Origin of the sequence: Jatrophihabitans cynanchi (genome assembly GCF_027247405.1) — a bacterium.
Classification (GTDB): domain Bacteria; phylum Actinomycetota; class Actinomycetes; order Mycobacteriales; family Jatrophihabitantaceae; genus Jatrophihabitans_B; species Jatrophihabitans_B cynanchi.
In genome coordinates this window covers 1,759,408-1,783,768 of sequence record NZ_CP097463.1, presented here as the reverse complement: position 1 = coordinate 1,783,768, position 24,361 = coordinate 1,759,408, and the positions used below count along the sequence as shown (strand labels likewise).

The following is a 24,361-nucleotide window of genomic DNA, read 5'->3' as shown; positions in this document are numbered from 1 at the left end:
CCGGTGTCGTTCCTCGAAGCCCGTCGAAACCCGTCCTGGCGCATCGGGGTCTGCTAGCAGTTTCGCCAGCAGACCCCGATCGGCACGACGAGGACTGAGTCGTCCGGCCTGGGGCGCGTCTCCCCATTGCGGAACCGCATCAGCGCGGCGCGAGGTCCGGCTGGAACGTCAGTGTCGACTTGCCGGGACGAGGAGGCACGAGCTACGCCTCGGCGATCGCCTCCAGCGGCTTGGTCCGCGCCGCACGGATCCCCGGCCACAGCGCGGCCAGCACGCCGACCACCGCCGAGAGCACCAGGAACAGCGCACTCTGCCCGAACGGCACACTCAGGTGATCCAGCCCCTGATCACGCAGCGTGTGGGTGAACAGCGAACCGTAGACCAGCCCGATCACCAGGCCCAGCACGGCCCCGAACACCGCGATCAGCGCCGATTCCAGGTACACCGTGCGCCGCACCTGCTTGCGTTGCATGCCGACCGCACGCAGCATCCCGATCTCGCGGCGCCGTTCCACCACCGACAGCGCAAGGGTGTTGATGATCCCAAGGATCGCGATCACGATGGCCAGGCCGAGCAGGCCGTAGAGCAGCCCGAGCAGGCCGTTCACCTGGCTGGCGATCTGCCCCTTGAACTCGTCGCGAGTGTTCACGTCGACCACGTAGTAGTCGTTGGTCGCCGCCTCGAGACCCTGCTTCAACGCCGCGCTGTCGGTGCCGGGCGCGGCCTGCACGAGCGCGACCATGTCCGCCCACTCGTTCTTGGGCACGAGCGCACGGTAGGCATCGCCGTTGACCAGGTACGGGCCGAGCAGCTGACTGTCCTCGTAGATGCCGGTGACCTTCTCGGTGACGCGCGCGCCGCCCGGCCGCGAGAACACCAGGGGATCGCCGATCGTCCAGCCGTTGTCCTTTGCCGCGGTCTTGCTGACCACCATGCCGTTCCCGGACACGTCGTAGTTGCCCTGCACCATGTGGATGTTGAAGACCGGCGTGAGCGGACCGTCGACACCGGTGCCGCGGTGCCGCTTGCCGTTCACCAGCGCGTCCAGGTCGTGCAGTTCGGTGAGTGACTGCACGCCGTTGACCTTGGCGGCCGCGGCTGCCGCCGGGGCGGGGACGTTCAGCTGGATCTTCGTGGTGAGGATGTAGTCGGCCTTGACGTTGTTGTCGAACAGCGCGTTGATGCTCGACTTCATCGACGCGCCGATCACCGCGATGCCGCTGACGAGCAGCAGCCCGAGGGTCAACGCGAACGCAGTCGCGGCAGTGCGTCGCGGGTTGCGCACCGCGTTCGTGCGCGCGAGCCGCCCGACGGTCCCGAACGGACGCCCCACCAGACGGCCCAGTGGCGAGATGATCCAGCGGGCGAGCACCGGCGACAGCAGCATCGTGCCGGCGCAGACGCCGACCAGGCCGAGCCCGGTCAACCCGGCGCTGCTGCCCGCCGACGAACTGGCGAAACCGCCGACCGTCGCCGCGACGCCGAGCAGCCCGCAGACCAGTCCGATCAGGATCCGGCGACGCATGCTCGCCGGGCTCGCCGACGCGAACTCCTCGCGCATGGCGGCAACCGGCGGTGTCTTCGCGGCTCGCCGGGCCGGGGCGTATGCCGAGAGAAGGGTCACCCCGGTGCCCAGCAGCACCGACACGATGACGGTTCGCGGCGAGAGGACCAGCCCGCCGGACGGGAGCCCGAGGTCCAGCGCATCCAGCAGCGCGTGCAGGCCGTAGGCGAGTCCGACGCCGCCGGCCAGGCCGAGCAGGCTGCCGATCAGTCCGATGATCGCCGCCTCGAGCACGACCGAGCGGCGGATCTGCTTGCGGCTGGCGCCGATCGCGCGCAGCAGGGCGAGTTCGCGCAGCCGCTGGGCGATCAGCATTGAGAAGGTGTTGTAGATGATGAAGGTGCCGACTATCAGGCCGATCACGCCGAACGCGAACAGGATGTAGTTCACGAACGACAGCGCGGCGGTGACGCCCTCCGTCGCGTCGTCGCGCACCTGCTGGCCGGTCTTGACCTCCAGCGTCGACGGCGTGATCGTGGCGATCCGGTCAGCCAGTTGTCGCTGCGAGACGCCGGAGTCGGCCGCGATGTCCAGCGCGGTGTAGTGCGCGCCGTCCGTGAGCAGCGAGACCGCCCGCTGCTCGGTGAACAGCACGCCGATGTACCCGCCGGTGTCGGTGTCCGAGTGGTAGATGCCGCTGACGGTGACGTCCTGGACGCCGGTATTGGGCAGCACCACCTTGGCGTGATCGCCGGTGTGCAGGTGCCCCTTCTTCGCCGCGCTCTGGTTGACGACGACTTCGTCCGGCCCGCTCGGTGCCCGGCCGGAGACGAAGCTCGGCGGCGTGGTGAGCGAATCGGCCGCCGTCGTCCAGGCGCCGGCCTGGCTGGGGGCGCCGCCCGGGTCGACGCGCTTGCCCGCACTGTTCACCAGCACGGCGGGCGCCGTGATCTCGGGCTGCACCGCGCGCACCCCGTCGAGCGAGCGGACCTTGTCGGCCAGGCTGATCGGCACGCCCGCGCTGTACTCGTGCCGCGGCTTCACCTGCGCGTCGATGCCCTTGGTCGCGGTGGTGAAGATCTTGTCGAAGCTGCCCTTGAGCGTGTCGGTGAACACGAACGAACCCGCGACGAACGCGGTACCGAGGATGACCGAGATCAGCGTGAGCAGCAGGCGGACCTTGTGTGCGCGCAGGTTGCGGACGCTCACCCTCCGCATCGCGTTGGCCATCGGTGCTACTTCTCCAGCGTCTTCATGCGGTCGAAGACGGCATCGGCATCGGGCGAGCGCAGTTCGTCCACGATTTTGCCGTCGGCCAGGAACAGCACCCGGTCGGCGTACGAGGCGGCCCGCGGGTCGTGCGTGACGATCACGACGGTCTGGCCGAGGGTGTCGACCGATTCGCGCAAGATCCCCATCACCTCGCCGCTGGTGCGCGAGTCGAGGTTGCCGGTGGGCTCGTCGCCGAAGATCAGCTCCGGCTTGCTGGCCAGGGCGCGGGCGACCGCGACGCGCTGCTGCTGGCCGCCGGACAACTCGCTGGGCCGGTGCGCCAGGCGGTCGCGCAGGCCCAGCGTCATCACCACGGTGTCCAGCCACTGCTGATCGACCTTGCGCCCGGCGATGTCGATCGGCAGCGTGATGTTCTCCAGCGCGGTCAGCGTGGGCACCAGGTTGAACGCCTGGAACACGAAGCCGATGCGGTCCCGCCGCAGCGCGGTCATCCTCTTGTCCGAGAGCCCGGACAGTTCGACGTCACCGATGAGCACGACGCCCGAGGTGACGGTGTCCAGCCCGGCGAGGCAGTGCATCAGGGTCGACTTGCCCGAGCCGGACGGGCCCATGATCGCGGTGAACTCGCCGCGAACCAGTTCGACGCTGACGTGATCGAGGGCGCGCACCGCCGTCTCGCCCGATCCGTACAGCTTGACCACGTCGATCGCGGTGGCCGCGGGTGCGCCGACTTCGGTGGTGTGCATCGGGGACATCGGTCTCGTCATGCCTTCCAGGGTCGGGGTCTGCAGCGGGCGGCGCCATTGGGTTTCCCCCCCAGTCGACCCTGACATTTGTCCCGGGTCATCGGGGTGTCAGCCCTCCACTAGACTGAACTGACGGCAGTGAAGGAGAGTTCCGTTGCCTGACGCCATCGACGGCCTGCCCCCGAAGTTCGCCGCTCTCGGCCTGACCTTCGACGATGTGCTGCTGCTTCCCGGTGAGACCGACGTGGTGCCGTCCGAGGTGGACACCAGGTCGCGGCTCACCCGGGAGATCTCGCTCGCGGTGCCGCTGCTGTCGGCGGCGATGGACACCGTGACCGAGTCGCGGATGGCGATCGCGATGGCCCGCCAGGGCGGCCTCGGCGTGCTGCACCGCAACCTGTCCATCGCCGACCAGGCGTACCAGGTCGACCTGGTCAAGCGCACCCAGACGGGGCTGATCCCGAACCCGGTGACGATCGGCCCGGACGCCACCCTGGAGCAGTTGGACGAGGTGTGCGGGGAGTACCGGATCTCCGGCGCTCCCGTCGTCGACGGCGACCAGCGCCTGCTGGGGATCATCACCAACCGCGACCTGCGTTTCGTCCCGGTCGCCGAATGGGCCACCACCAAGGTCGACGAGGTGATGACCCGGATGCCGCTGGTCACCGCGCCGGTCGGCATCTCGCACGAGGACGCCACCGCGATCTTGCGCCAGCACAAGCGCGAGCGGCTGCCGCTGCTCGACGAGCAGGGCCGGCTGGCCGGGCTGATCACGGTCAAGGACTTCGTCAAGTCCGAGCAGTTCCCCAACGCCTCCAAGGACGCGCACGGCCGGTTGATGGTCGGTGCGGCGATCGGCTATTTCGGCGACGCATGGGAGCGCGCCACCACGCTGATCGAGGCAGGTGTCGACGTGCTGGTCGCCGACACCGCGCACGGGCACGTGCGCCTGCTGCTGGACATGGTGCGCCGGCTCAAGTCGGATCCGGCCACCAGGGGCGTCCAGTTGATCGGCGGCAACGTCGCCACCCGGGCCGGGGCCCAGGCGTTCGTCGACGCCGGTTCGGACGCCGTCAAGGTGGGCGTCGGGCCGGGCTCCATCTGCACCACCCGCATCGTGACGGGCGTCGGCGCGCCCCAGGTGACTGCGGTGTACGAAGCGGCGCTGGCCTGCAAGGCCGCGGGCGTCCCGGTCATCTCCGACGGCGGCATCCAGTACTCGGGCGATCTGGCCAAGGCGATCGTGGCCGGTGCCGACACGGTGATGCTCGGCTCGCTGCTCGCCGGCTGCGACGAGTCCCCCGGCGAGCTGATCTTCGTCAACGGCAAGCAGTACAAGTCGTACCGCGGCATGGGCTCGCTCGGCGCGATGAGCTCGCGGGGCAAGAAGTCCTTCTCCAAGGACCGCTACTTCCAGGCCGAGGTGACCAGCGACGACCAGCTGATCCCCGAAGGCATCGAGGGCCGGGTGGCCTACCGCGGGCCGCTCGCCGCCGTTTCGCACCAGCTGATCGGAGGGCTGCGGCAGTCGATGTTCTACGTCGGGGCCCGCACGATCGCCGAACTGCAGGACAAGGGACGCTTCGTGCGGATCACCCAGGCCAGCCTGAAGGAGTCGCACCCGCACGACATCCAGGGCATCGTGGAGGCCCCCAACTACAGCTCGCGGTAGCCGCCCGCCCGCTCCGGTAGGGCGGTACGGCAGACTCAGTGACTATGCCGGACACCGTGGAGATCGGGCTGGGGCGAAGCGCGCGGCGCGGCTACCACCTCGACGAGATCGCGCTGGTCCCGATGCGGCGCACCCGCGGCTCGTCCGTGGTCTCCGCCGCATGGCAGATCGACGCGCACACCTTCGACCTGCCGCTGGTCGCGGCGCCGACGGACGCGCTCGTGTCGCCGCGGACGGCGGTCGAGATCGAGCGGCTCGGCGGGCTGGCGGTACTCGACGGCGAGGGGCTCTGGGCGCGGTACGAGGACGCCGCCGGCGAACTGGCCGGCTTGGACGCCGACAACGCCACGTTGCAGCGTGTCTACTCCGCGCCGGTCGTGCCCGACCTGCTTCGCCGCCGGGTGGCCGAGCTGCGCTCGTCCGGCGTCCGCGTGGCGGTCCGGCTGTCGCCGCAGCACACCGTCGAACTCGCGCCGCACGTGCTCGCCGAGGGCGTCGACCTGCTCGTCATCCAGGGCACGGTGATCTCCGCCGAACACGTCGCGGCGAGCGAACCCGGGCCGGACGGTCAGGGCCTGAACCTGAAGACGTTCATCGCCGACCTCGACGTACCCGTGCTCGTCGGCGGTGTCACCAACTACCGGACCGCGCTGCACCTGATGCGTACCGGGGCGGCCGGCGTGATCATCGGCTACGGCGCCCACCTGGGCTCGACCACGCACGCCGCGCTGGGCATCGACGTGCCGATGGCGACCGCGCTGATCGACGCCGCGGCCGCCCGCCGCGACTACCTGGACGAGACCGGCGGGCGCTACGTGCACCTGGTCGCGTACGGCGACCTGGCCACCGGTGGCGACATCGCGAAGGCGCTCGCCTGCGGAGCCGACGCCGTCATGCTCGGGGAGGCGCTCGCCGTCGCGGCAGAGGCGCCGGGCGACGGCCGGTACTGGGACGCGACCGCCGCGCACCCGCGGGTGCCCCGCTCGGCGGTGGTCGACCTCGGGCTCGAGCCCGCGGAGCGCCCGTCGCTGGAAGAGCTGATCGACGGGCCGACGTCCGACCCGAGCGGCGAACGCAACCTGTTCGGTGCCGTGCGGCGCGTGATCGGCAAGTGTGGCTACTCCACGCTCAAGGAGTTCCAGAAGGTCGAACTGATCGTCTCCGGAGGGCAGCGATGAACGCGATTAGGTTCGGGTACAAGGCGTCGAACGAGCAGTTCGCGCCGCGGGAGCTGTTGTCGTACGGGGTGTTGGCCGAGGAGTGTGGGTTTGATTCGGTGTTCGTGTCCGATCATCTGCAGCCGTGGCGGCATGAGGGTGGGCATGCGCCGTTCGCGATGACCTGGTTGGCGGCGTTGGGGGCGCGTACCGAGCGGGTCACGATCGGGACGAGCGTGTTGACGCCGACGTTCCGGTATCACCCGGCGATCGTGGCGCAGGCGTTCGCGACGTTGGGGTGCTTGTTCCCGGGGCGGGTGGTGTTGGGGATGGGTAGCGGTGAGTCGATGAACGAGGTGCCGTTGGGGCTGGTGTGGCCCGACGGCAAGGAGCGGTTCGCGCGGTTCCGGGAGGCGGTGCGGCTGATCCGGGCGCTGTGGGCCGGGGAGCGGGTGACGTTCGAGGGCGACTTCTACCGCACCGACAAGGCAACGATCTACGACCGTCCGGATGAGCCGGTGCCGCTGTGGCTGGCCGCGTCGGGTCCGGCGGCGACCCGGTTCGCCGGTCGTGCCGGTGACGGGTACATCACCACCTCGGGCAAGGATCCGGCGCTGTACACCGACACGCTGTTGCCGGCGGTGACCGAGGGTGCCGAGAAGGCGGGCCGTCAGGTGGCGGACCTGGAGATGATGATCGAGGTGAAGGTGTCCTTCGATCACGACCGGGATGCCGCGATGGCCGCGACGCATTTCTGGGGGGCGCTGGGGCTGACGCCGGAGCAGAAGCAGGGCGTCGAGGACCCGGTCGAGATGCAGCGGCTGGCCGACGCGCTGTCGGTGGAGCAGACCGCGAAACGGTTCATCGTGTCCACCGACCCGGACGAGCACGTGCAGAAGATCAAGACCTACCTCGACCTCGGCTTCAACCACCTCGTCTTCCACGCCCCCGGCCCGGACCAGGCCAAGTTCCTCAAGCTCTACGGCGAGGAGATCCTGCCCCGGCTACGCGTGTTGTAGCGTTGGGTTGCCAAGTCCCGGGATGGGGAGTCCACCCGGAGTTCCACCGCATGTAGCCACCGAGCGGAAGTCGCCGGCCACCTTTGCAAGGAGTTCACGTGACTTCCTCGGCTTTGCGGCGCGCGCTGCGCCGCGCGCGGGACGGGGTCGCGCTCGACGCGACCGAGGCGGAGATCCTGCTGACGGCACGTGGGTCGGACCTCGATGATCTGCTGACGTCGGCGGCGCGGGTGCGCGACCAGGGACTGGCGGCTGCCGGGCGTCCCGGCGTGGTCACCTACTCGCGCAAGGTGTTCATCCCGCTGACGCGGCTGTGCCGCGACCGCTGCCACTACTGCACGTTCGCCACCACCCCGAACCGGCTCGAGTCGCTGTACCTCACGCCGGACGAGGTGCTGGCGATCGCCCAGCAGGGTGCGGCGCTCGGCTGCAAGGAAGCGCTGTTCACCCTGGGGGATCGCCCCGAGGAGCGTTGGCCGCAGGCGCGCGAGTGGCTGGACGCGCACGGCTACGACTCGACGCTGGCCTACGTGCGCGCGATGGCGATCCTGGTGCTCGAGCGCACCGGCCTGCTGCCGCACCTGAACCCGGGCGTCATGTCCTGGGCGGAGCTGCAGCGGCTCAAGCCGGTGGCGCCGTCGATGGGGATGATGCTGGAGACGACGTCCCGGCGGCTGTACGAAGACCCGCACGGTGCGCATTACGGCTCGCCGGACAAGGACCCCGCGGTGCGGCTGCGGGTGCTCGAGGACGCCGGCCGCTCGAACGTCCCGTTCACGACCGGCATCCTGATCGGCATCGGCGAGACGCTCGCCGAACGGGTCGAGTCGATCTTCGCGATCCGCAAGGTCGCGCGCGCCTACAACGGCGTGCAGGAAGTGATCGTGCAGAACTTCCGCGCGAAGCCGGACACCGCGATGGCGCGGATGGCCGACGCCGAGATCGACGACCTGGCTGCCACGGTTGCCGTGAGCCGGTTGCTGCTCGGCCCGTCGGTGCGCATCCAGGCGCCGCCGAACCTGATCGGTGAGGAGTACGCGCTGCTGTTGCGTGCCGGCATCGACGACTGGGGTGGGGTGTCGCCACTGACGCCGGACCACGTCAACCCGGAACGTCCCTGGCCGCAGATCGACGAGCTCGCCGCGCACTCGGCGGAGAACGGCTTCCGGCTCGTCGAGCGGCTCACCGTGTACCCGCCGTACGTGCGGGCCGGCGAGCCGTGGCTGGACCCGCGGATCCTGCCGCACGTCACCGCCCTCGCCGATCCGGCCACCGGACTGGCGCGCGAAGGCGTTGAGCCGCAGGGGATTGCCTGGCAGGTGCCGGACGACGCCTGGCGCGCCGAGCTGTCCGTCGGGCGGATCGATCTGCACACCGCGATCGACACGAGTGGCCGCACGTCCGACCGGCGTGCCGACTTCGACAGCGTCTACGGCGACTGGGATGCGGTGCGCGCCGAGGTGGCCCGCACCAGCGCGCCGGTGCGCCTGGACGCCGACGTCGCCGCCGCGCTCCGCGCCGCCGAGCGTGCCGTGCAGGACAACAACGGCGTCGGCCTGTCCGACGCCGACGCGCTCGCACTGCTGCACGCCGACGGTGCCGAGTTGGACGCGGTCGCCGCGCTGGCCGACGACCTGCGCCGCGACGTGGTCGGCGACGAGGTCACCTACATCGTCAACCGGAACATCAACTTCACCAACGTCTGCTACACCGGCTGCCGGTTCTGTGCCTTCGCGCAGCGGCGCACCGACGCCGACGCGTACACGCTGTCGCTGGACGAGATCGGCCGGCGCGCCGAGGAGGCGTGGGCGCTGGGCGCGACCGAGGTGTGCATGCAGGGCGGCATCCACCCGGACCTGCCCGGCACCGCGTACTTCGACATCGCCGCCGAGGTCAAGCGGCGCACGCCGGACATGCATGTGCACGCGTTCAGCCCGATGGAGGTCGTCAACGGCGCGGCGCGGACCGGCCTGTCGATCCGCGACTGGCTCGCCAAGGCGAAGGAGTCCGGGCTCGGCACGATCCCCGGGACGGCCGCCGAGATCCTGGACGACGACGTGCGCTGGCTGCTGACCAAGGGCAAGCTGCCGGCGTCCACCTGGATCGAGGTGGTCACGACCGCGCACGAGCTCGGGATCCGGTCCAGCTCGACGATGATGTACGGCCACGTCGACAACCCGGCGCACTGGCTCGGCCACTTCCGCACGCTCGCCCGCATCCAGGACCGGACCGGCGGGTTCACCGAGTTCGTCGGCCTGCCGTTCATCCACACGAATGCGCCGATCTACCTCGCCGGCGTCGCGCGCCCCGGTCCGACGATGCGGGAGAACCGGGTCGTGCACGCGATGGCGCGCATCCTGCTGCACGGGCGGATCGACAACATCCAGTGCTCGTGGGTCAAACTCGGCATCGACGGATCGCGGGTGCTCTTGCGCGGCGGTGTGAACGACCTCGGCGGCACGCTGATGGAGGAGACGATCAGCCGGATGGCCGGCAGCCAGCACGGCTCGGCGAAGACGGTCGCGCAGCTCGAGGAGATCGTCTCGGCGCTGCCGGGTCGCACCGTCCGCCAGCGCGACACCACTTACGGGCCGGTGAGCGAGGAGCGGCACGCCGCGGCGCGTGCGTACACCGGGGTGCTGCCCAGCCTGGCGGGCTAGCCCTCGGCCGGCGGCGGCTCGACCGCGCGCCACGGTAGCGGTGAGGAGAGCACCATCATGCTGGACAGCGGCCCGGCGCTGCCGAGCCGGTCGACGGTCTGCTCGTAGTCCTCGATCGAGGTGCCGACCACCTTGAGCAGGCTGCAGTGCTCGCCGGTGACCCGGTGCACCTCCAGGATCTTCGGCCAGGCCAGCAGCTGCTCGTCCTGCAGCACGCAGCGCGGGCCGTAACAGTCCATCAGCACCAGGGCGAGCACCGGCCAGCCGACCTGCCGGGTGTCGACGTGCGCGTGGTACCCGGTCAGCGTGCCGGTCTCCTCGAGCCGGCGCACCCGCTCGGCCACCGCGGGGGAGGACAGGTGCACCCGGCGGGACAGCTCGTTGAAGGACAACCGGCCATCTGCTTGCAGCTCGGCGAGCAGGCTGCGGTCGACCTGGTCCACGATCTCAGCTCCCGTCTGCAAACCCGATCGGGTGAAGGAGCTTGCATTCGGCAACTCTAGGGCCCCAAGGACAGTGCCGTTCGCGGGTCCCGCCGGTCGCCCGGACAGGGCACGATGGGGGGAAGGGGCGAATCAGGAAGCCGAGGCCAGATGACGAACGTGCGTGAGCTCGAGGAAACGGTCACCACCGACCTGCAGGGACGGCTGACGTACGCCGGCTACCTGGACCTGGACCGGCTGCTGAGCGCGCAGCATCCGGTGTCCGAGCATCACGACGAGATGCTGTTCATCATCCAGCATCAGGTGTCCGAGCTCTGGCTCAAGCTGGTGATCCACGAGCTGCGGTCGGCGATGGAGCTGATCCGGGTGGACGACCTCCCGCCCGCCCTCAAGCGCATCGCGCGGGTCAAGCACATCCAGAAGCAGTTGCTCGAGCAGTGGTCGGTGCTGGCGACGCTCACCCCGATCGAGTACGCCCAGTTCCGCGACCGGCTCGGCCCCGCGTCGGGCTTCCAGTCGCTGCAGTACCGCACGGTGGAGTTCCTGCTCGGCAACAAGAACGCCGCGATGCTCAAGGTGTTCGCGCACGACCCGGCGGCGCACGAGCAACTCGCCGCCGACCTGAACGCGCCCAGCCTGTACGACGAGTTCCTGCGCTTCCTCGCCCGGCGCGGGTTCGGCGTCCCGGCCGACGTCGTCGAGCGGGACTGGTCGCAGCCGTACACGGCATCTGACGGCGTCGTCGAGGTGTTCCGGCAGATCTACGCCGACCCCGAGCAGCACTGGGCCGAGTACGAGACGGCCGAGGAGTTCGTCGACGTCGAGGACCTGTTCCAGCAATGGCGGTTCCGGCACGTGAAGACCGTCGAGCGGATCATCGGCTACAAGAAGGGCACCGGCGGCTCGTCCGGCGTCGCGTTCCTGCGGCGCGCGCTGGAACTGACGTTCTTCCCCGAACTGCTGTCGGTACGCACCTCGATCGGGACCTGAGGCGCCGCTACAGCCAGTCCTTGCGCTTGAACAGCCCGTACAGCGCGAGCGCGATCAGCAGGATCGACGCCACGCTGGCCCAGACGCCCCACTCGTGCCCGAAACCCGGGTAGGGCACGTTCTGCCCGTAGAACCCGGTGATCGCGGTCGGCACCGCGATGATCGCCGCCCAGGACGTCAGCTTCTTCATGATCAGATTCATCCGCAGGTCGGCGAGCGCCATGTTCGTCTCGAAGACCGACGAGATCATGTCGCGCAGCGACTCGGTCCACTCGGCCGCGCGCAGCACGTGGTCGTAGAGGTCCTCGTAGTACGGCGCAAGCTCGGCATTGTGGTCGCTTTCGTTGACCCGCCGCATCGCCGTGTTGACGACCTCGCGCATCGGCAGGACCGTGCGGCGGACCTCGACGAGCGACTTGCGCAGCGCGAACGTGCGCCGCTGCAGCTGGCGGGCGGCATTGCTGTTCTCGTCGAACAGGTCGTCCTCCAGCTCCTCGATCCCGTCGTCGAGCGATTCGACCGTCTGGAAGTAGCCGTCGACGATCTCGTCGAGCAGGCCGTGGATGAGCGCGCGCGGTCCGTACTTGATCAGGTCCGCATTGTCGTCCCACCGCTGCACGACGCTGGAGATGTCGAAGGCGTCGTCCAGGCGCACCGTGAAGAACCCGCGCTGGAGCGTGAACGCCGAAACCCTGGTGGACACGAGTTCGCCCGAGTTCGCGTCGTACCGGATCGCGTTCGTGGTCAGGAACATGTGGGTCGCGTAACGCATCGCCTTCGGCCGCTCGTGCTCGTCACGGGCATCCTCGATCGCGTGCGGGTCCAGTTCCAGCTCTTTGGCGAGCTTGGCGAGCAGCTCGTCGTCCGGGTTGCACAGGTCGGCCCAGACCAAGCAGTCCGGCTGCGCGAGGAAGTCGGACACCTGGTCGAACTCGATGTGTTCGCTCTCCAGTTGCCCGTTGCGCCACACGCGGGTACGCACGCTCGACTCTGACACGCGCTCAGTCTGCCTGGTCTAACGTGCACTTGAGCCCAGAACGCGTAAGTTTCCATGGATGAAGTGGACGGCGGCGCAGTTGCCCGATTTGGGTGGCCGCACCGTGGTGGTCACCGGAGGAAACTCCGGCATCGGCTGGCACACCGCGCGCGAGCTCAGCGCGCACCATGCCCGGGTCGTGCTCGCGGTGCGTGACGTGCGCCGCGGTGAGCGTGCGGCGGACCGGATCCGCGCCGCGGTGCCGTCAGCCCGGCTGGAGGTCCGCGAACTCGATCTTGCCTCGATGGAGTCCGTTCGCGGGTTCTGCGACGGCTGGACCGAGCCGCTGGACGTCCTGATCAACAACGCCGGGGTGATGGCGCCGCCGAAGAGGTCCCGGACCCGCGACGGCTTCGAGTTGCAGTTCGGCACCAACCACCTGGGGCACTACGTGCTGACCGGCCTGCTGTTGCACTCGCTGCTGAAGGCGCCGGCGCCACGGGTCGTCACCGTCGCGTCCATCGCGCACCGCGCCGGCACCGACGCCGTCCTCGGCGGCAACGCGGACGGGCCGTACGACCCGCAGGCGACCTACTCGAACTCCAAGCTGGCCAACCTGCTCTTCGCCCTCGAGCTGCAGCGCGAAGCCGATGCGCGTGGGCTGCCGCTGATCTCGGTCGCCGCGCACCCCGGTGTGTCGGCCACCGGCCTGGCCAGCGACCCGGAGGGCATGGGCGCGACCCGGCTCATGCGCGTTGCGGCGCCGGTGTTCCTCAAGCTGTTCACCCAGCCGGCAGCGGCCGGTGCGCGGGCAGCGCTGTACGCGGTGACCGAGGCGACGCCGGGCTCGTACGTGGGTCCGCAGCGTCTCGGCGAGACACGCGGACCGCTCGGCCTGGCCCGGCTGTCCGAGCAGGCGCAGGACGAGAAGCTCGCGCACCGGCTGTGGCTGCTCAGCGAGGAGCTGACCGGCTTCATCTACCCCTGGCCGAACGGCAACCCGGTGAACCGCAGTCCGTAGACTGCTCGGCATGCGGGCCGATCTCGTCCTCGTCGTCGACTACGGGGCTCAGTACGCGCAGTTGATCGCCCGGCGGGTGCGCGAGGCGCACGTGTACTCCGAGATCGTGCCGCACACGATGCCGGTCGCCGAGCTGCTCGCCCGCGAGCCGAAGGCGATCATCCTGTCCGGCGGGCCTGCCAGCGTCTACACCGACGGCGCGCCGCGCACCGATCCGGCACTGTTCGAGGCGGGCGTGCCGGTGTTCGGCATCTGCTACGGCTTCCAGTCGATGACCCAGGCACTCGGCGGCGAGGTCGCCCATACCGGCGGTTCGGAGTTCGGACGTACCGCGCTGCACGTCACCGGCGGCGGGGTGCTGCTGCGCGGCCTGCCCGTTGAGCAGCAGGTGTGGATGAGTCACGGCGACGCGGTCACTGCCGCACCGGCCGGATTCACCGTCACCGCAAGCACGTCCGGCGCTCCGGTCGCCGCCTTCGAGTGCACCGAGCGCGGGCTGGCGGGCGTCCAGTTCCACCCGGAGGTGCTGCACTCCGAGCACGGCCAGGCCATCCTGACGCACTTCCTGTACGACGTCGCCGGTGCCCGCCCGAGCTGGACCGAGGCGAACATCATCGACGAGCAGGTGGCCGCGATCCGTTCGCAGGTCGGCGGCAAACAGGTGCTGTGCGCGCTGTCCGGTGGCGTCGACTCGGCAGTCGCGGCGGCGCTGGTGCAGCGGGCGATCGGCGACCAGCTCACCTGCGTGTTCGTCGACCACGGGCTGCTACGGGCCGGCGAGCCCGAGCAGGTGGAGCGTGACTTCGTCGCGGCGACCGGGGTGCGGCTGAAGGTCGTGCACGCGCAGGACCGGTTCCTCGCCGCGCTGGCCGGCGTCAGCGATCCGGAGGAGAAGCGCAAGATCATCGGCCGCGAGTTCATCCGGGTCTTCGAGCTGGCTGCCCGCGAGGTGGTCAGCGGCGGCGACTCGGTCGACTTCCTCGTGCAGGGCACGCTGTACCCGGACGTCGTCGAGTCCGGCGGCGGCACCGGCACCGCGAACATCAAGTCGCACCACAACGTCGGGGGCCTGCCGGACGACCTGCAGTTCGGGCTGGTCGAGCCGCTACGCGCGCTGTTCAAGGACGAGGTGCGCCGGGTGGGCGAGCAACTCGGGCTGCCGGCCGAGATCATCTGGCGCCAGCCGTTCCCCGGGCCCGGCCTCGGCATCCGCATCGTCGGCGAGGTCACGGCGGCCCGGTTGGACATCCTGCGCCGCGCCGACGCGATCGCCCGCGCCGAACTGTCCGCCGCCGGCCTGGACCGCGAGATCTGGCAGTGCCCGGTCGTGCTGCTCGCCGACGTCCGCTCGGTGGGAGTGCAGGGCGACGGGCGCACCTACGGCCACCCGGTCGTGTTGCGGCCGGTGTCGTCCGAGGACGCGATGACCGCCGACTGGACGCGGGTGCCCTACGACGTGCTGGAGCGCATCTCCACCCGCATCACCAACGAGGTGCGCGAGGTGAACCGGGTAGTGCTGGACGTGACGTCCAAGCCCCCCGGCACCATCGAGTGGGAGTAGGACACCCGGTGGACGGCCCAAGATCAAGCAAGCACTGCGTTGCCGTCAGCGCGGTTGGCGCTTGCGGTTGGTGTGCTTCTTCGCGAACTTCAGGATCGCGATGTGCTTCTCGGTGTCGCGCTGCATCAGCTCGACGAGCAACGCGTGCAGCGTCCAGTCCTCGAAGGCCTTGAGCTTCTTGCGTAGCTCCTTCAGCTCGCGCTTGTCCTCCAGCTCGAAGCGAAGCAGCCGCTCGATGATCTCGGACGTCGCGGCACCGTCGGCACGGTCGAAGTCCATGTCGGGGACCACCAGCTCCGGACCGGGGACGCCGACCTGATACTGCAGGGTCTCCGCCAGGTCGCTGAAGATCTGGTGGTGCCGGCGTTCGTCCTTCACGATCAGGTCGACGAGGTACCGCAACGCCTTGGACTGGGTGCCGTCGGTGGCCTCGACGTACTCGTTGAGGATCGCTTCTTCGTTCTGGACGTGCGACTGCAGGTGATCACGCAGCTCGAGCACGGTGACGCGTTCGCCGGCCATGAGTCCTCACTCCTTGCTCCCTTGTGCCTGCAGGTTATGAAGCGGGTCGGCACCGTCCGTAGGGCCGAAGGTCACATGTAGCCGGCCGGCGCGCACAACGAGCACAACGGCGAAGTATGCGACTAAGCCGCGCTGCTCTCTAAAGCGCGCCCCGGGCAGGTGCGGGTTCCTAGAGTCTGCTTCCACCGGTGATCGGCGCCACATCGCGCCCGCCGGCTCAGCGAAGCAAAGGAGCCCCCAATGGCCGCGAAACCACCGCAGCACCACGCCGCGGCATCGGCCGGCGCGTCGTCCACAGGCGCGGCGCGCATCGAGATCAGCCACCTGACAAAGCGATTCATGACCCGATCGGGCGAACCGTTCACCGCGATCCACGACGTATCGCTCACCGTCGAGCCGGGGCAGTTCTGTGCCATCGTCGGCCCCACCGGATGCGGCAAGTCCACGACGCTCGGGCAGGTGTCCGGCCTGGAGCGGCCGAGTGCCGGCTCGGTACGCGTCGGCGGGCACGAGGTGCGCGGCGTGACCGAAGGCGTCAGTTTCATGTTCCAGGCGGACGCGCTGTTCCCGTGGAAGAACGTGCTCAGCAACGTGATGATCGGGCCCGTCCTCAACGGGATGGGCAAGAAGGACGCGATCGCGCTCGCCCGCGACTGGTTGCGGCGCGTCGGGCTGTCCGGGTTCGAGGACCGCTACCCGCACCAGCTGTCCGGCGGCATGCGCAAGCGCGTGGCAATGGCCGCCGCCCTGATCAACTCGCCCCGCATCCTGCTGATGGACGAGCCGTTCGGCGCGCTGGACGTGCAGACCAAGGCGATCATGCAGACCGAACTGCTCGGGTTGTGGGAGCAGCTGCGCCCGTCGGTCCTGTTCATCACGCACGACCTGGACGAAGCAGTCGCCCTGGCCGACCGGGTGCTGATCATGACGAGCAGCCCCGGCTCGATCAAGCAGAGCTTCGACATCGACCTGCCCCGGCCGCGCGGCGAGGTCCAGGCGATCCGGCACGAGCAGCGCTTCCTCGAGCTGCAGGACCAGATCTGGTCGTCGCTGAAGGAAGAGGTCGAACGGGCCTACGCACGCACGTCAGGCGCAGCGGCATGACCACGATTCCGCACGTGCTGCTCGCGCAGCCGGCGCAGCTGGAGAGCGACGCAGCCGTCAAGCTCGCGGGGCGGCGGGCCAAGCGGCGCCGCCTCATGCTGCTCTGGCTCGCGCGGCTGGGCTTCGCTGTGTTCATCGTCGGTGGCTGGCAGTTGTGCACCGCCGAGCAGTGGGTCGACAAGTTCTTCTTCGGCCAGCCGTCGATGATCTGGGACGCACTGGTGACGCTCTTCACGAAGGGCACCGAGTTCGGGTCGATCTGGGACGACATCGCGGTGACGCTCAAGGAGGCCGTCTACGGCTTCTTCCTCGGCACCGCGGCGGGCGTGGTGCTCGGCCTGCTGTTGGGCCAGAACCGCTTCCTCTCGGACGTCCTCAGCCCCTACATCAAGGTGCTGAACGCCGTTCCGCGGATCATCCTCGGATCGATCTTCCTGGTGGCGTTCGGGCTGGGCACCTTCCCGAAGGTGCTGCTCGCAGCGGTGTTGGTGTTCTTCATCGTGTTCTTCAACGCCTACCAGGGCGTCCGCGAGGTCAACCCGAACCTCGTCGCGAACGTCCGGGTGCTCGGCGCATCGTCGTTGCAGGTCGCCCGGCACGTCACCATCCCGTCGGCGCTGACCTGGATCATCGCAAGCCTGCACACCGCGTTCGGCTTCGCCATCATCGGCGCGCTCGTCGGCGAGGTGCTCGGTTCGCAGCGCGGCATGGGCCTGGTGATCACCCAGGCGCAGAACCGGTTCGACCCGAACACGGTCTTCGCCGGCATGGCGATCATGGCAGTCGTCACGCTCGTCGCCGAGTTCCTGCTCACCCTGCTCGAGAAGCGGGTGCTGGCGTGGCGGCCGCCCAGTCACTCGGAGTCGACGGCTATCTGAGCCGCTCGATCCACCCAACAGAAAGGAACACCCATGTTCAGACGCGCCATCACGGTCGCGGCCATCGGGGCGCTTGCCCTCGGGGCTACCGCGGCCTGTTCCAGCAGTGCCAGCGGGACGAAGGGCAGCTCGGCACTGCCCACCGTCAAGCTCATGGTCGGCGGCATCGACAAGCAGATCTACCTGCCGTACCAGCTCGCGCAGAACCTCGGCTACTACAAGAAGTACGGCGTGAACGTGAAGCTGTCGACGGAGGTCAACGGCGGCGTCGGTGCCGAGGACGCGATGGCCTCGGGACAGGTCGACATGGCCGGCGCCTGGTACATCCACACGATCGACTTCCAGTCCAAGGGCAAGGAGGTCGAGGACATCGTGCAGCTCTCCGGTGCTCCCGGCGAACGCGAGATGTGCGGCAACGACAGCGGCGTCCACTCCGCGGCGGACTTCAAGGGCAAGACCCTCGGTGTCACCGACCTGGGTTCCGGCACGGACGAGCTGACCCAGTTCCTCGCATCGCAGCAGGGGATCAGCCGCAAGGACTACCACACCCTCGCGGTGGGGGCCGGTGCCACCGCCATCGCGGCGATCCAGCGCGGCAGCGCGGCGTGCGTCATGACCACCCAGCCGACCGTCGGCGCACTGGAGACCAAGAAGCTCGGCTACTCGGCGATCGACCTGGCGACCACGCAGGGTGCGACCGCAGCACTCGGCGGCGCCTGGCCGGCCGCAGGCGTCCTGGCCCTGTCCTCGTGGGTGGACTCGCACAAGGCGGCTGCGCAGAAGGTGGTTGACGCCCTCGTCGCGACGATGCACTGGATCGCCACGCACTCCGCCGAAGACATCGCGAACAAGCTGCCGCAGCAGTTCGTCCAGAACAGCACGATCACCAAGGCGCAGTACATCGCGGGGCTCACCACCGACAAGGGCCAGTTCCTGCCGGACGGCATCATGCCGGCCAACGGTCCGAAGACCATCTACGCGATGGAGAAGACGCTCGGCACCGACGTCTCGAAGGTGACCCTGGCGAACACGTTCACGAACAGCTTCGCGCTGCAGGCGAACAAGCTCGAAGGCTTCACCCCGACGACAACCCCGGCGGGCGCCGACGGCTGACCCACCCTGACCTGCCGGCCGGCCTCAGCGCGCTCTGCGATAGCGATGCTCGGGCCGGCCGGTCGTGCCGTACCGCAGCCGCACGTCGAGTTGGCCGGAGCGCACCAGCAACGACAGGTAGCGCTGTGCGGTCGCCCTGCTCATGCCGGTGTGGTCGGCAACCTCGGTCGCCGACCACTCGGCGTCCACATCCCCGAACTCGGCCCGGATCAGCGCCATCGTGGGCTCGGAGTGTCCCTTCGGAAGGTGGGCGGCCTGCTCGCGCGGGGTGAGCGAGGCGAACAGCCGATCGATCGAGTTCTGGTCGACCTCGCCTTCGATGCGCGCGCGCAGCCACAGGGAGCGGTACGACTCGAGGCGATCGACGAGCGTGCGCAGTGAGAACGGCTTGACCAGGTAGCCGACGACGCCACGCTGCATCGCGGTGCGCACGGTGGCCAAGTCACGGGCGGCGGTGATGGCGAGGACGTCCGGGTGCGGCGGGTCCCCCTCGCGGAAGCGGCGCAGCAAGGCCAGGCCGTTCTCGTCCGGCAGGTAGAGGTCGAGCAGGACCAGATCGGGACGGCTCGCCTGCACCGCGGCCAGCGCCGCGCTCGCCGTGTGCGCCGAGTCGACGACCTCGAAGCCGCCTATGCGGGTGACGTACTCGCAGTGCAGCGCCGCGACGCGATAGTCGTCGTCGACGACCAGCACGCGGATCGGGCGTTCGTTCATGGGCGCACCGGCGCGGGGATCGGTAGGCTCACCACGAAGCGCGCCCCGGCTCCCGGTTGCACCGCGATGTCGCCGCCGAAGCTGCGCACGATCTCGCGGACGAGGGTCAGCCCCAGGCCGCGCTGCCTGCCGTCCGGGTGTGGCTTCGTCGACCAGCCGCCGCTGAAGATGGCCTCGGCCGCGCCGGGTGGGATCCCGGGACCGGTGTCGCTCACGTCGATCGTGATCGAGCCGTCCGATGACTCCAGCCGCAGGAACACGGCACGCTCGGGTGGGTTCGCCCCGGTGATCGCCTCCAGGGCGTTGTCCGCGAGGTTGCCGATGATCGAGACCAGCGCGGCACTGCACCGCGGCGGGACGTGCAGCCGTCGGGGACAGCTCACCATCAGCTCGACGCCCCGTTCGCGAGCAACTGTCGTCTTCGCGATCAGCAGCCCGACGATCCGCGGATCGTCAATGTTCGCTGCGAGTTCGTCGGCGAGCGCGGCAGCCTGCTGGTCGATCTCGGTCGCGTAGCCGATCGCCTCGTCGTAGCGGCCAAGGTCGAGCAGCCCGGAGATCACGTGCATCCGGTTGGAGAACTCGTGCTGCTGCGCGCGCAGTGCGTCGGTCAGGCTGCGGTTCTCGTCGAGTTCGCGCAGCGCCTGCTCGAGGTCGGTGCGATCGCGCAGCGTCACGACATAGCCCAGGACCCGTGAGGCGTGCCGCACCTCGCGTCTGCTGCCGACCAGGACCCGTCCGTTGTGCAGGACCACCACGTCGGTGACCTCACCGTCGGGGCTCGGCGCGAACAGCCGGTCGCCCATCTCGCCCGCGGGCATCACGTCCCGCACCGGGCGTCCGATCGCCGGGGCGCTGGTGCCGAGCAGCAGGTGGGCCTCATCGTTGATCAGGGTGAGTCGCCCGGTCGAGTCGACCGCGACGACACCCTCGCGGATACCGTGCAGCGTGGCCTCGCGTTCTTGCACCAGGGCGGCGATCTCGTCCAGCTCCAGGCCGAAGGTCTTGCGCTTGAGCCGTCGCGCCAGCAGCACGGACACGAGCAGCCCGGCGACCGCGCCCACCGCGAGGTAGACCGCCACGTCGTCCAGTTCGGCGACGGCCTGCGCGCTGACATCCTTCTCCAGCACTCCGGCCGAGACTTCACCGATCGGGATCCGACCGGCTCCGAAGACCGGTGCCCTGCCGTTCGCCGAGCGGCCGAGCGAACCGGGGTCGATGCCGACGTGCGTGTGCCCGTCGAGGGCGACCACAGGCTCCTCGATCCGTCGGCCGATGAGAGCCGGGTTCGGGTGCGAGTAGCGCACGCCCGATCGGTCGATGACCACGACGTACGACGCTCCGGTCGCCACCCGGATCTGCTCGGCGAGGGTCTGGATGCCGGCCGGGTCACGGTCCGTCAGCGCGGTGATGACCTGCGGGACGTTGGCGGTGGCCGCCGCGACGGCGAGCGCGCGCTGCTCGTACTGCCCGTCCAGGCGCCCGTGCAGGGCACGCGCCCAGAGCGCGAAGCCGACCGCGCCGGCGAGCAGCAGCACGACTACGTGGCCGGCCAACAACTGGGCGGACAGCGTGCGGCCACCGCGGATCCAGCGCACGGCCACAGTGTGCCAGCCCGGACTGGGTCCGGCACACGTCACGCCGGCTGGCTATATGAGCACAACGATGTTTATGAGTGTTCCGGCTGCGCCGGATCGGCGGCGCTACATCACCGCGCCGAGTTGCCAGGGGTTGAACTCCTCGTCGCCGTAGCCGAGCAGTTCGCTGTTGGTCTTGTGCCCGGAGGCGGTCTGCAGGATGAGTTCGAAGATCTCGGCGCCGACCTCGGCCACGGTACGATCGGCGAGGATCGTCCCGCAGTCCAGGTCCATGTCCCCGCTCATCCGCTGGTACATCGCGGTGTTCGTGGCGAGCTTGATCGACGGTGCAGGTTTGGCCCCGAACGCCGAGCCGCGGCCGGTGGTGAAGCAGATGACGTTCGCGCCGCCGGCGACCTGGCCGGTGACCGAAACCGGGTCGTAGCCGGGCGTGTCCATGAAGGCGAACCCCTTGCCGTCGACGGGTTGCGCGTACTCGTACACCCGGCTCAGCACGCTCGTCCCGCCCTTTGCCACCGCGCCGAGCGACTTCTCCAGGATCGTGGTGAGGCCGCCCGCCTTGTTGCCGGGGGACGGGTTGTTGTCCATCGACCCGCCGTTGTCGGCCGTGTACCGCTCCCACCACCGGATCCGCTCCAGCAGTTGCGCGGCGACCTGCGGTGTGGCGGCCCGCGCAGTCAACAGGTGCTCGGCGCCGTAGATCTCCGGCGTCTCGGACAGGATCGAGGTGCCGCCGTTTCGCACGAGCAGATCGGATGCATACCCGAGCGCGGGGTTGGCCGTGATGCCGGACCATCCGTCGCTGCCGCCGCACTGCAGGCCCAGGACGAGCTCGGACGCCGGCACGCTCTCGCGGCGGACCGCATTGACCTCGGGCAGCAGGGCACGCACCTGCTCGAGCCCGGCGGCCACGGTGTGCTTGGTGCCTCCTAGTTCCTGGATCGTCATGGCGTGCAGCGGGACGCCCTCGGGCAGCTCCAGCGAGTCGGTGAGCGCGGCGACCTGATTCACCTCGCAGCCCAGGCCGACCACGAGCAGCGCGGCGAAGTTGGCGTGCCGCGCGTACCCGGCCAGGGTGCGGCGGAGCAGCTCGAAGCCGGGGCCGTCGCCGGCCATGCCGCACCCGGTCTTGTGGGTGAGCGCGAGGATGCCGTCGACGTTCGGGTAGTCGTCGAGTTCGCCGGTGAGTGTCATGGTGTCCGCGATCCGGCGCGCGGCCGTGGCCGAGCAGTTCACCGTGGTCAGCACGCCGATGTAGTTGCGCGTGGCGACCCGCCCGTCCGCGCGCACGATGCCCGAGAAGGTGGCCCGCTCGCCCGCCGGCAACACCGGTGCCGGCGCGGCCGGTCCGGCTGCCGCATCGGGATGGGTGAACTCGAGCATCGCCAGGTTGTGCGTGTGCACGTGGCTGCCCGCCGCGATGTCGCACGTGGCGCGGCCGATCACCTGCCCGTACTTGCGTACCGCCTCCCCGGCCGCGATCGGCCGCAGCGCGACCTTGTGCCCGGCCGGGACGTCGGTGGCGGCGGACAGTCCGGCGCCGGCGGACAGTCCGGCGAGCCGTTCGCCGGCCGTGATCGCGCGACGCGCCACGGCGACCGGATCGTCGTCGTGCAGCCGCAGCAGGACCGGCGCGGTCACGGCGCCTCCTGCAGGGCGTGTGCTCGTACCTGTGCCAATGTCGGGACGGACCCGGTCCCGCCCTGCCCGGCCAGGCTCAGCGACGCGGCCGCGATGCCCAGTCGGGTCGCCGCGAGCAACGAGTCGCCCAGCGCCAGCCGGCCGGCGATCGTGCCGACCAGGCAGTCGCCCGCGCCGGTCTGGTCGACGAGCGACGGCGGCGGCACGGCGGGCAGGTCGTGCAGCGCGGTTCCGTCGTCGAGCAGGACGCCGCCGGCCCCGCGCGTCACGGCCACCGCCGCTGCGCCCGCGGCGCGCAGGGTGCGGACCGCTTCGGCGGCGTCGGCGACACCGAGCAGCGGCCGGGCCTCGGCCGGGAACGCGGGCGTGACGAGGGCGGCGTGCGGCGCGAGGTCGCGTAGCAGCGCGGCGGCCGACGCCGCGGTCGTCAGCCGCGGCCGGAAGTTGGGGTCGTAGACGAACCGGGACGCCACGCGTGCGGCTGCGCGCACCGCGTCGGCCGCCGTGGGGGACAGCGCGCCGGTGATGCCGCTGCTGACCACGACCTTCGCGCGGTCCAGCTCGGCGGCAGCGACATCGACGGGCTCGAGCTGGCTCGCCGCGCTGCCGCCGCGCGCGTACGCGAACTGCCGCTCGCCGTGCGGGTCGGAGTGCACGAAATAGGCGCCGTGCTGGCCGGGAACGAGCCGCACCAGCGCGGTCGAGACGCCCAGTTCGCGGACCCGGGCGAGCAGCGCACGGCCGAGTTCGTCATCGGCGACCCGGGTCAGCAGCGCCGTGTGAGCGCCGGCCGCCGCCGATGCGGCCGCCGCGTTCAGCGCGTCGCCGGAGAAGCCCAGGGTGAGCGGCATGCCGGCTTCGAACGGCGAGGTACTGGACAGCTCGACCAGCACCTCGCCGATCACGACGACATCGAACCCCATTTACTGAGTCTCCTCGCGGGCGCGGGTCACCAGCTGAGTCGGGTTGACGAAGCGCAGCGCGATGACCAGCAGGACAAGCATCGAACCGGTGTAGATCGTGGCCATCGCGTCCACCGACTGGTTGGCGCGGATGCCCGCCGCGAACACCGAGTTGTACAGCGCGACCACCAGCGTGGTGCTGTCCGGCCCAGCGGTGAGGAAGGTCAGCTCGAACATGCCGACGGTCCGCACCAGCACCAGGATGCACGCGGCCAGGATGCCGGGGACGAGCAGCGGCGCCAGGATCCTGGTGAACACCGCGGTGGTGCGCGCGCCGCACATGCGCGCGGCCGCCTCGATCTTCGGGTCGATCTGCTCGATGAACGGCGTCATCGTCAAGATCACGAACGGGACCGACGGCACCAGGTTGGCCAGAATGACGCCGGACAGCGTTCCCGCCAGGTGCACCCGGTACAGCACCGTCGCGAGCGGGATGCCGTAGCTGATCGGCGGCACCAGGATCGGCAGCACGAACAGCATCATCAGGATCCGCTTGCCCGGGAACGTCCTTCGGGCCAGGACGTACGCCGCCGGCACGCCGATGAGCACCGACACGACGACGACCGTGACGGCGACCTGCGCGGTGACCACCATGACCGAGGACAGCCCGAACTCGGACCACGCGTCGGAGTACCAGTGCGTCGTGAAGCTCCTCGGCAGCCAGGTGCCGAACCACTGCGTGCCGAGCGAGTCGACGACGACGGACGCGATCAGCGCCAGCAGGTTCAGGAAGAAGAACGCCAGCACCGCCCAGACCACGACGGCCCAGACCCGGACCTGGCGGCGCGGACGAGCCCGCTCGGCAGCGGTGGCCGCGCCCGCGGCGAGCGTCGAGGTGTTCGTCATC

At 69.8% G+C, this 24,361-nt stretch carries 20 protein-coding genes; 10 read left to right on the top strand and 10 right to left on the bottom strand.

Annotated features, from left to right (window positions below):
* Positions 1-202 precede the first annotated feature (202 nt).
* Both M6B22_RS08540 and M6B22_RS08535 read right to left on the bottom strand, forming a co-directional pair.
* On the bottom strand, positions 203-2,734 hold the full coding sequence (locus M6B22_RS08540) for an ABC transporter permease (protein WP_269445346.1): 2,532 nt from the start codon (positions 2,732-2,734) through the stop codon (positions 203-205).
* A 5-nt stretch (positions 2,735-2,739) separates the two neighbouring features.
* Positions 2,740-3,504 (bottom strand): ABC transporter ATP-binding protein, encoded by a 765-nt coding sequence (locus M6B22_RS08535; protein ID WP_269445345.1) that lies wholly within the window; start codon positions 3,502-3,504, stop codon positions 2,740-2,742.
* A gap of 133 nt (positions 3,505-3,637) precedes the next feature.
* On the opposite strand from M6B22_RS08535, the gene guaB reads away from it, so the two are divergent.
* The 4 genes from guaB (at position 3,638) to M6B22_RS08515 (ending at position 9,991) form a co-directional block, all read left to right on the top strand.
* Positions 3,638-5,155: an IMP dehydrogenase gene (guaB, locus tag M6B22_RS08530; RefSeq protein WP_331459801.1), complete on the top strand. Its 1,518-nt coding sequence runs from the start codon at positions 3,638-3,640 to the stop codon at positions 5,153-5,155.
* A 44-nt stretch (positions 5,156-5,199) separates the two neighbouring features.
* Positions 5,200-6,333, top strand: coding sequence for a GuaB3 family IMP dehydrogenase-related protein (locus M6B22_RS08525; protein WP_269445344.1), 1,134 nt, complete (start codon positions 5,200-5,202; stop codon positions 6,331-6,333).
* Positions 6,330-7,331 (top strand): glucose-6-phosphate dehydrogenase (coenzyme-F420), encoded by a 1,002-nt coding sequence (gene fgd, locus M6B22_RS08520; RefSeq protein WP_269445343.1) that lies wholly within the window; start codon positions 6,330-6,332, stop codon positions 7,329-7,331. Before M6B22_RS08525 ends, fgd begins: the two co-directional genes overlap by 4 nt.
* Positions 7,332-7,444: 113 nt before the next feature.
* Positions 7,445-9,991 carry a bifunctional FO biosynthesis protein CofGH gene (locus M6B22_RS08515; RefSeq protein WP_407935667.1) on the top strand — a complete coding sequence of 849 codons (2,547 nt, stop codon included), beginning with the start codon at positions 7,445-7,447 and terminating at the stop codon, positions 9,989-9,991.
* Here M6B22_RS08515 and M6B22_RS08510 read toward each other — a convergent pair.
* Positions 9,988-10,434, bottom strand: a complete 447-nt coding sequence (locus M6B22_RS08510) for an Lrp/AsnC family transcriptional regulator (protein WP_269445341.1) — start codon at positions 10,432-10,434, stop codon at positions 9,988-9,990. The genes M6B22_RS08515 and M6B22_RS08510 overlap by 4 nt on opposite strands.
* A 150-nt stretch (positions 10,435-10,584) precedes the next feature.
* Between M6B22_RS08510 and kynA the strand changes: the two genes are divergently transcribed.
* Positions 10,585-11,424, top strand: a complete 840-nt coding sequence (kynA, locus tag M6B22_RS08505; protein WP_269445340.1) for a tryptophan 2,3-dioxygenase — start codon at positions 10,585-10,587, stop codon at positions 11,422-11,424.
* A 7-nt stretch (positions 11,425-11,431) separates the two neighbouring features.
* On the opposite strand, the gene M6B22_RS08500 is transcribed toward kynA, so the two are convergent.
* Entirely contained in the window at positions 11,432-12,421 is a 990-nt protein-coding gene (locus M6B22_RS08500) for a magnesium transporter CorA family protein (RefSeq protein ID WP_269445339.1), read from the bottom strand.
* Positions 12,422-12,479: 58 nt separating this feature from the next.
* Here M6B22_RS08500 and M6B22_RS08495 point away from each other — a divergent pair, with 58 nt between their 5' ends.
* Both M6B22_RS08495 and guaA read left to right on the top strand, forming a co-directional pair.
* The gene (locus M6B22_RS08495) at positions 12,480-13,421 is read left to right on the top strand and encodes an oxidoreductase (RefSeq protein ID WP_269445338.1); all 942 of its coding nucleotides are present in this window, start codon (positions 12,480-12,482) and stop codon (positions 13,419-13,421) included.
* Between the two features lie 10 nt (positions 13,422-13,431).
* Entirely contained in the window at positions 13,432-14,982 is a 1,551-nt protein-coding gene (guaA, locus tag M6B22_RS08490) for a glutamine-hydrolyzing GMP synthase (protein WP_269445337.1), read from the top strand.
* 45 nt (positions 14,983-15,027) lie between these two features.
* On the opposite strand, the gene M6B22_RS08485 is transcribed toward guaA, so the two are convergent.
* On the bottom strand, positions 15,028-15,504 hold the full coding sequence (locus M6B22_RS08485; RefSeq protein ID WP_269445336.1) for a hypothetical protein: 477 nt from the start codon (positions 15,502-15,504) through the stop codon (positions 15,028-15,030).
* A 240-nt stretch (positions 15,505-15,744) separates the two neighbouring features.
* On the opposite strand from M6B22_RS08485, the gene M6B22_RS08480 reads away from it, so the two are divergent.
* Genes M6B22_RS08480 through M6B22_RS08470 form a run of 3 tightly spaced genes read left to right on the top strand, consistent with a single transcriptional unit; the run spans position 15,745 to position 18,599 of the window.
* Positions 15,745-16,608, top strand: coding sequence for an ABC transporter ATP-binding protein (locus tag M6B22_RS08480; protein WP_269445335.1), 864 nt, complete (start codon positions 15,745-15,747; stop codon positions 16,606-16,608).
* On the top strand, positions 16,605-17,486 hold the full coding sequence (locus M6B22_RS08475; RefSeq protein WP_269445334.1) for an ABC transporter permease: 882 nt from the start codon (positions 16,605-16,607) through the stop codon (positions 17,484-17,486). Before M6B22_RS08480 ends, M6B22_RS08475 begins: the two co-directional genes overlap by 4 nt.
* A gap of 33 nt (positions 17,487-17,519) precedes the next feature.
* Positions 17,520-18,599: an ABC transporter substrate-binding protein gene (locus M6B22_RS08470; RefSeq protein ID WP_269445333.1), complete on the top strand. Its 1,080-nt coding sequence runs from the start codon at positions 17,520-17,522 to the stop codon at positions 18,597-18,599.
* Positions 18,600-18,623: 24 nt separating this feature from the next.
* On the opposite strand, the gene M6B22_RS08465 is transcribed toward M6B22_RS08470, so the two are convergent.
* The 5 genes from M6B22_RS08465 to M6B22_RS08445 form a co-directional block, all read right to left on the bottom strand.
* On the bottom strand, positions 18,624-19,313 hold the full coding sequence (locus tag M6B22_RS08465) for a response regulator (protein WP_269445332.1): 690 nt from the start codon (positions 19,311-19,313) through the stop codon (positions 18,624-18,626).
* The gene (locus tag M6B22_RS08460) at positions 19,310-20,911 is read right to left on the bottom strand and encodes an ATP-binding protein (RefSeq protein WP_269445331.1); all 1,602 of its coding nucleotides are present in this window, start codon (positions 20,909-20,911) and stop codon (positions 19,310-19,312) included. The genes M6B22_RS08465 and M6B22_RS08460 overlap by 4 nt, the downstream gene beginning before the upstream one ends.
* 105 nt (positions 20,912-21,016) lie before the next feature.
* Positions 21,017-22,552 carry a UxaA family hydrolase gene (locus M6B22_RS08455; RefSeq protein ID WP_269445330.1) on the bottom strand — a complete coding sequence of 512 codons (1,536 nt, stop codon included), beginning with the start codon at positions 22,550-22,552 and terminating at the stop codon, positions 21,017-21,019.
* Entirely contained in the window at positions 22,549-23,475 is a 927-nt protein-coding gene (locus M6B22_RS08450) for a PfkB family carbohydrate kinase (RefSeq protein WP_269445329.1), read from the bottom strand. The genes M6B22_RS08455 and M6B22_RS08450 overlap by 4 nt, the downstream gene beginning before the upstream one ends.
* Positions 23,476-24,360: an ABC transporter permease gene (locus M6B22_RS08445; protein ID WP_269445328.1), complete on the bottom strand. Its 885-nt coding sequence runs from the start codon at positions 24,358-24,360 to the stop codon at positions 23,476-23,478.
* Position 24,361: the final 1 nt, after the last annotated feature.

What these genes read in the sequence shown, in the direction of transcription:
- M6B22_RS08540 (WP_269445346.1), bottom strand. Translation starts at nt 2,734, where the DNA reads ATGGCCAACGCGATGCGGAGGGTGAGCGTCCGCAACCTGCGCGCACAC.
- M6B22_RS08535 (WP_269445345.1), bottom strand. Translation starts at nt 3,504, where the DNA reads ATGACGAGACCGATGTCCCCGATGCACACCACCGAAGTCGGCGCACCC.
- M6B22_RS08525 (WP_269445344.1), top strand. Translation starts at nt 5,200, where the DNA reads ATGCCGGACACCGTGGAGATCGGGCTGGGGCGAAGCGCGCGGCGCGGC.
- fgd (WP_269445343.1), top strand. Translation starts at nt 6,330, where the DNA reads ATGAACGCGATTAGGTTCGGGTACAAGGCGTCGAACGAGCAGTTCGCG.
- kynA (WP_269445340.1), top strand. Translation starts at nt 10,585, where the DNA reads ATGACGAACGTGCGTGAGCTCGAGGAAACGGTCACCACCGACCTGCAG.
- M6B22_RS08495 (WP_269445338.1), top strand. Translation starts at nt 12,480, where the DNA reads ATGAAGTGGACGGCGGCGCAGTTGCCCGATTTGGGTGGCCGCACCGTG.
- guaA (WP_269445337.1), top strand. Translation starts at nt 13,432, where the DNA reads ATGCGGGCCGATCTCGTCCTCGTCGTCGACTACGGGGCTCAGTACGCG.
- M6B22_RS08485 (WP_269445336.1), bottom strand. Translation starts at nt 15,504, where the DNA reads ATGGCCGGCGAACGCGTCACCGTGCTCGAGCTGCGTGATCACCTGCAG.
- M6B22_RS08480 (WP_269445335.1), top strand. Translation starts at nt 15,745, where the DNA reads ATGGCCGCGAAACCACCGCAGCACCACGCCGCGGCATCGGCCGGCGCG.
- M6B22_RS08475 (WP_269445334.1), top strand. Translation starts at nt 16,605, where the DNA reads ATGACCACGATTCCGCACGTGCTGCTCGCGCAGCCGGCGCAGCTGGAG.
- M6B22_RS08470 (WP_269445333.1), top strand. Translation starts at nt 17,520, where the DNA reads ATGTTCAGACGCGCCATCACGGTCGCGGCCATCGGGGCGCTTGCCCTC.
- M6B22_RS08465 (WP_269445332.1), bottom strand. Translation starts at nt 19,313, where the DNA reads ATGAACGAACGCCCGATCCGCGTGCTGGTCGTCGACGACGACTATCGC.
- M6B22_RS08450 (WP_269445329.1), bottom strand. Translation starts at nt 23,475, where the DNA reads ATGGGGTTCGATGTCGTCGTGATCGGCGAGGTGCTGGTCGAGCTGTCC.
- M6B22_RS08445 (WP_269445328.1), bottom strand. Translation starts at nt 24,360, where the DNA reads ATGACGAACACCTCGACGCTCGCCGCGGGCGCGGCCACCGCTGCCGAG.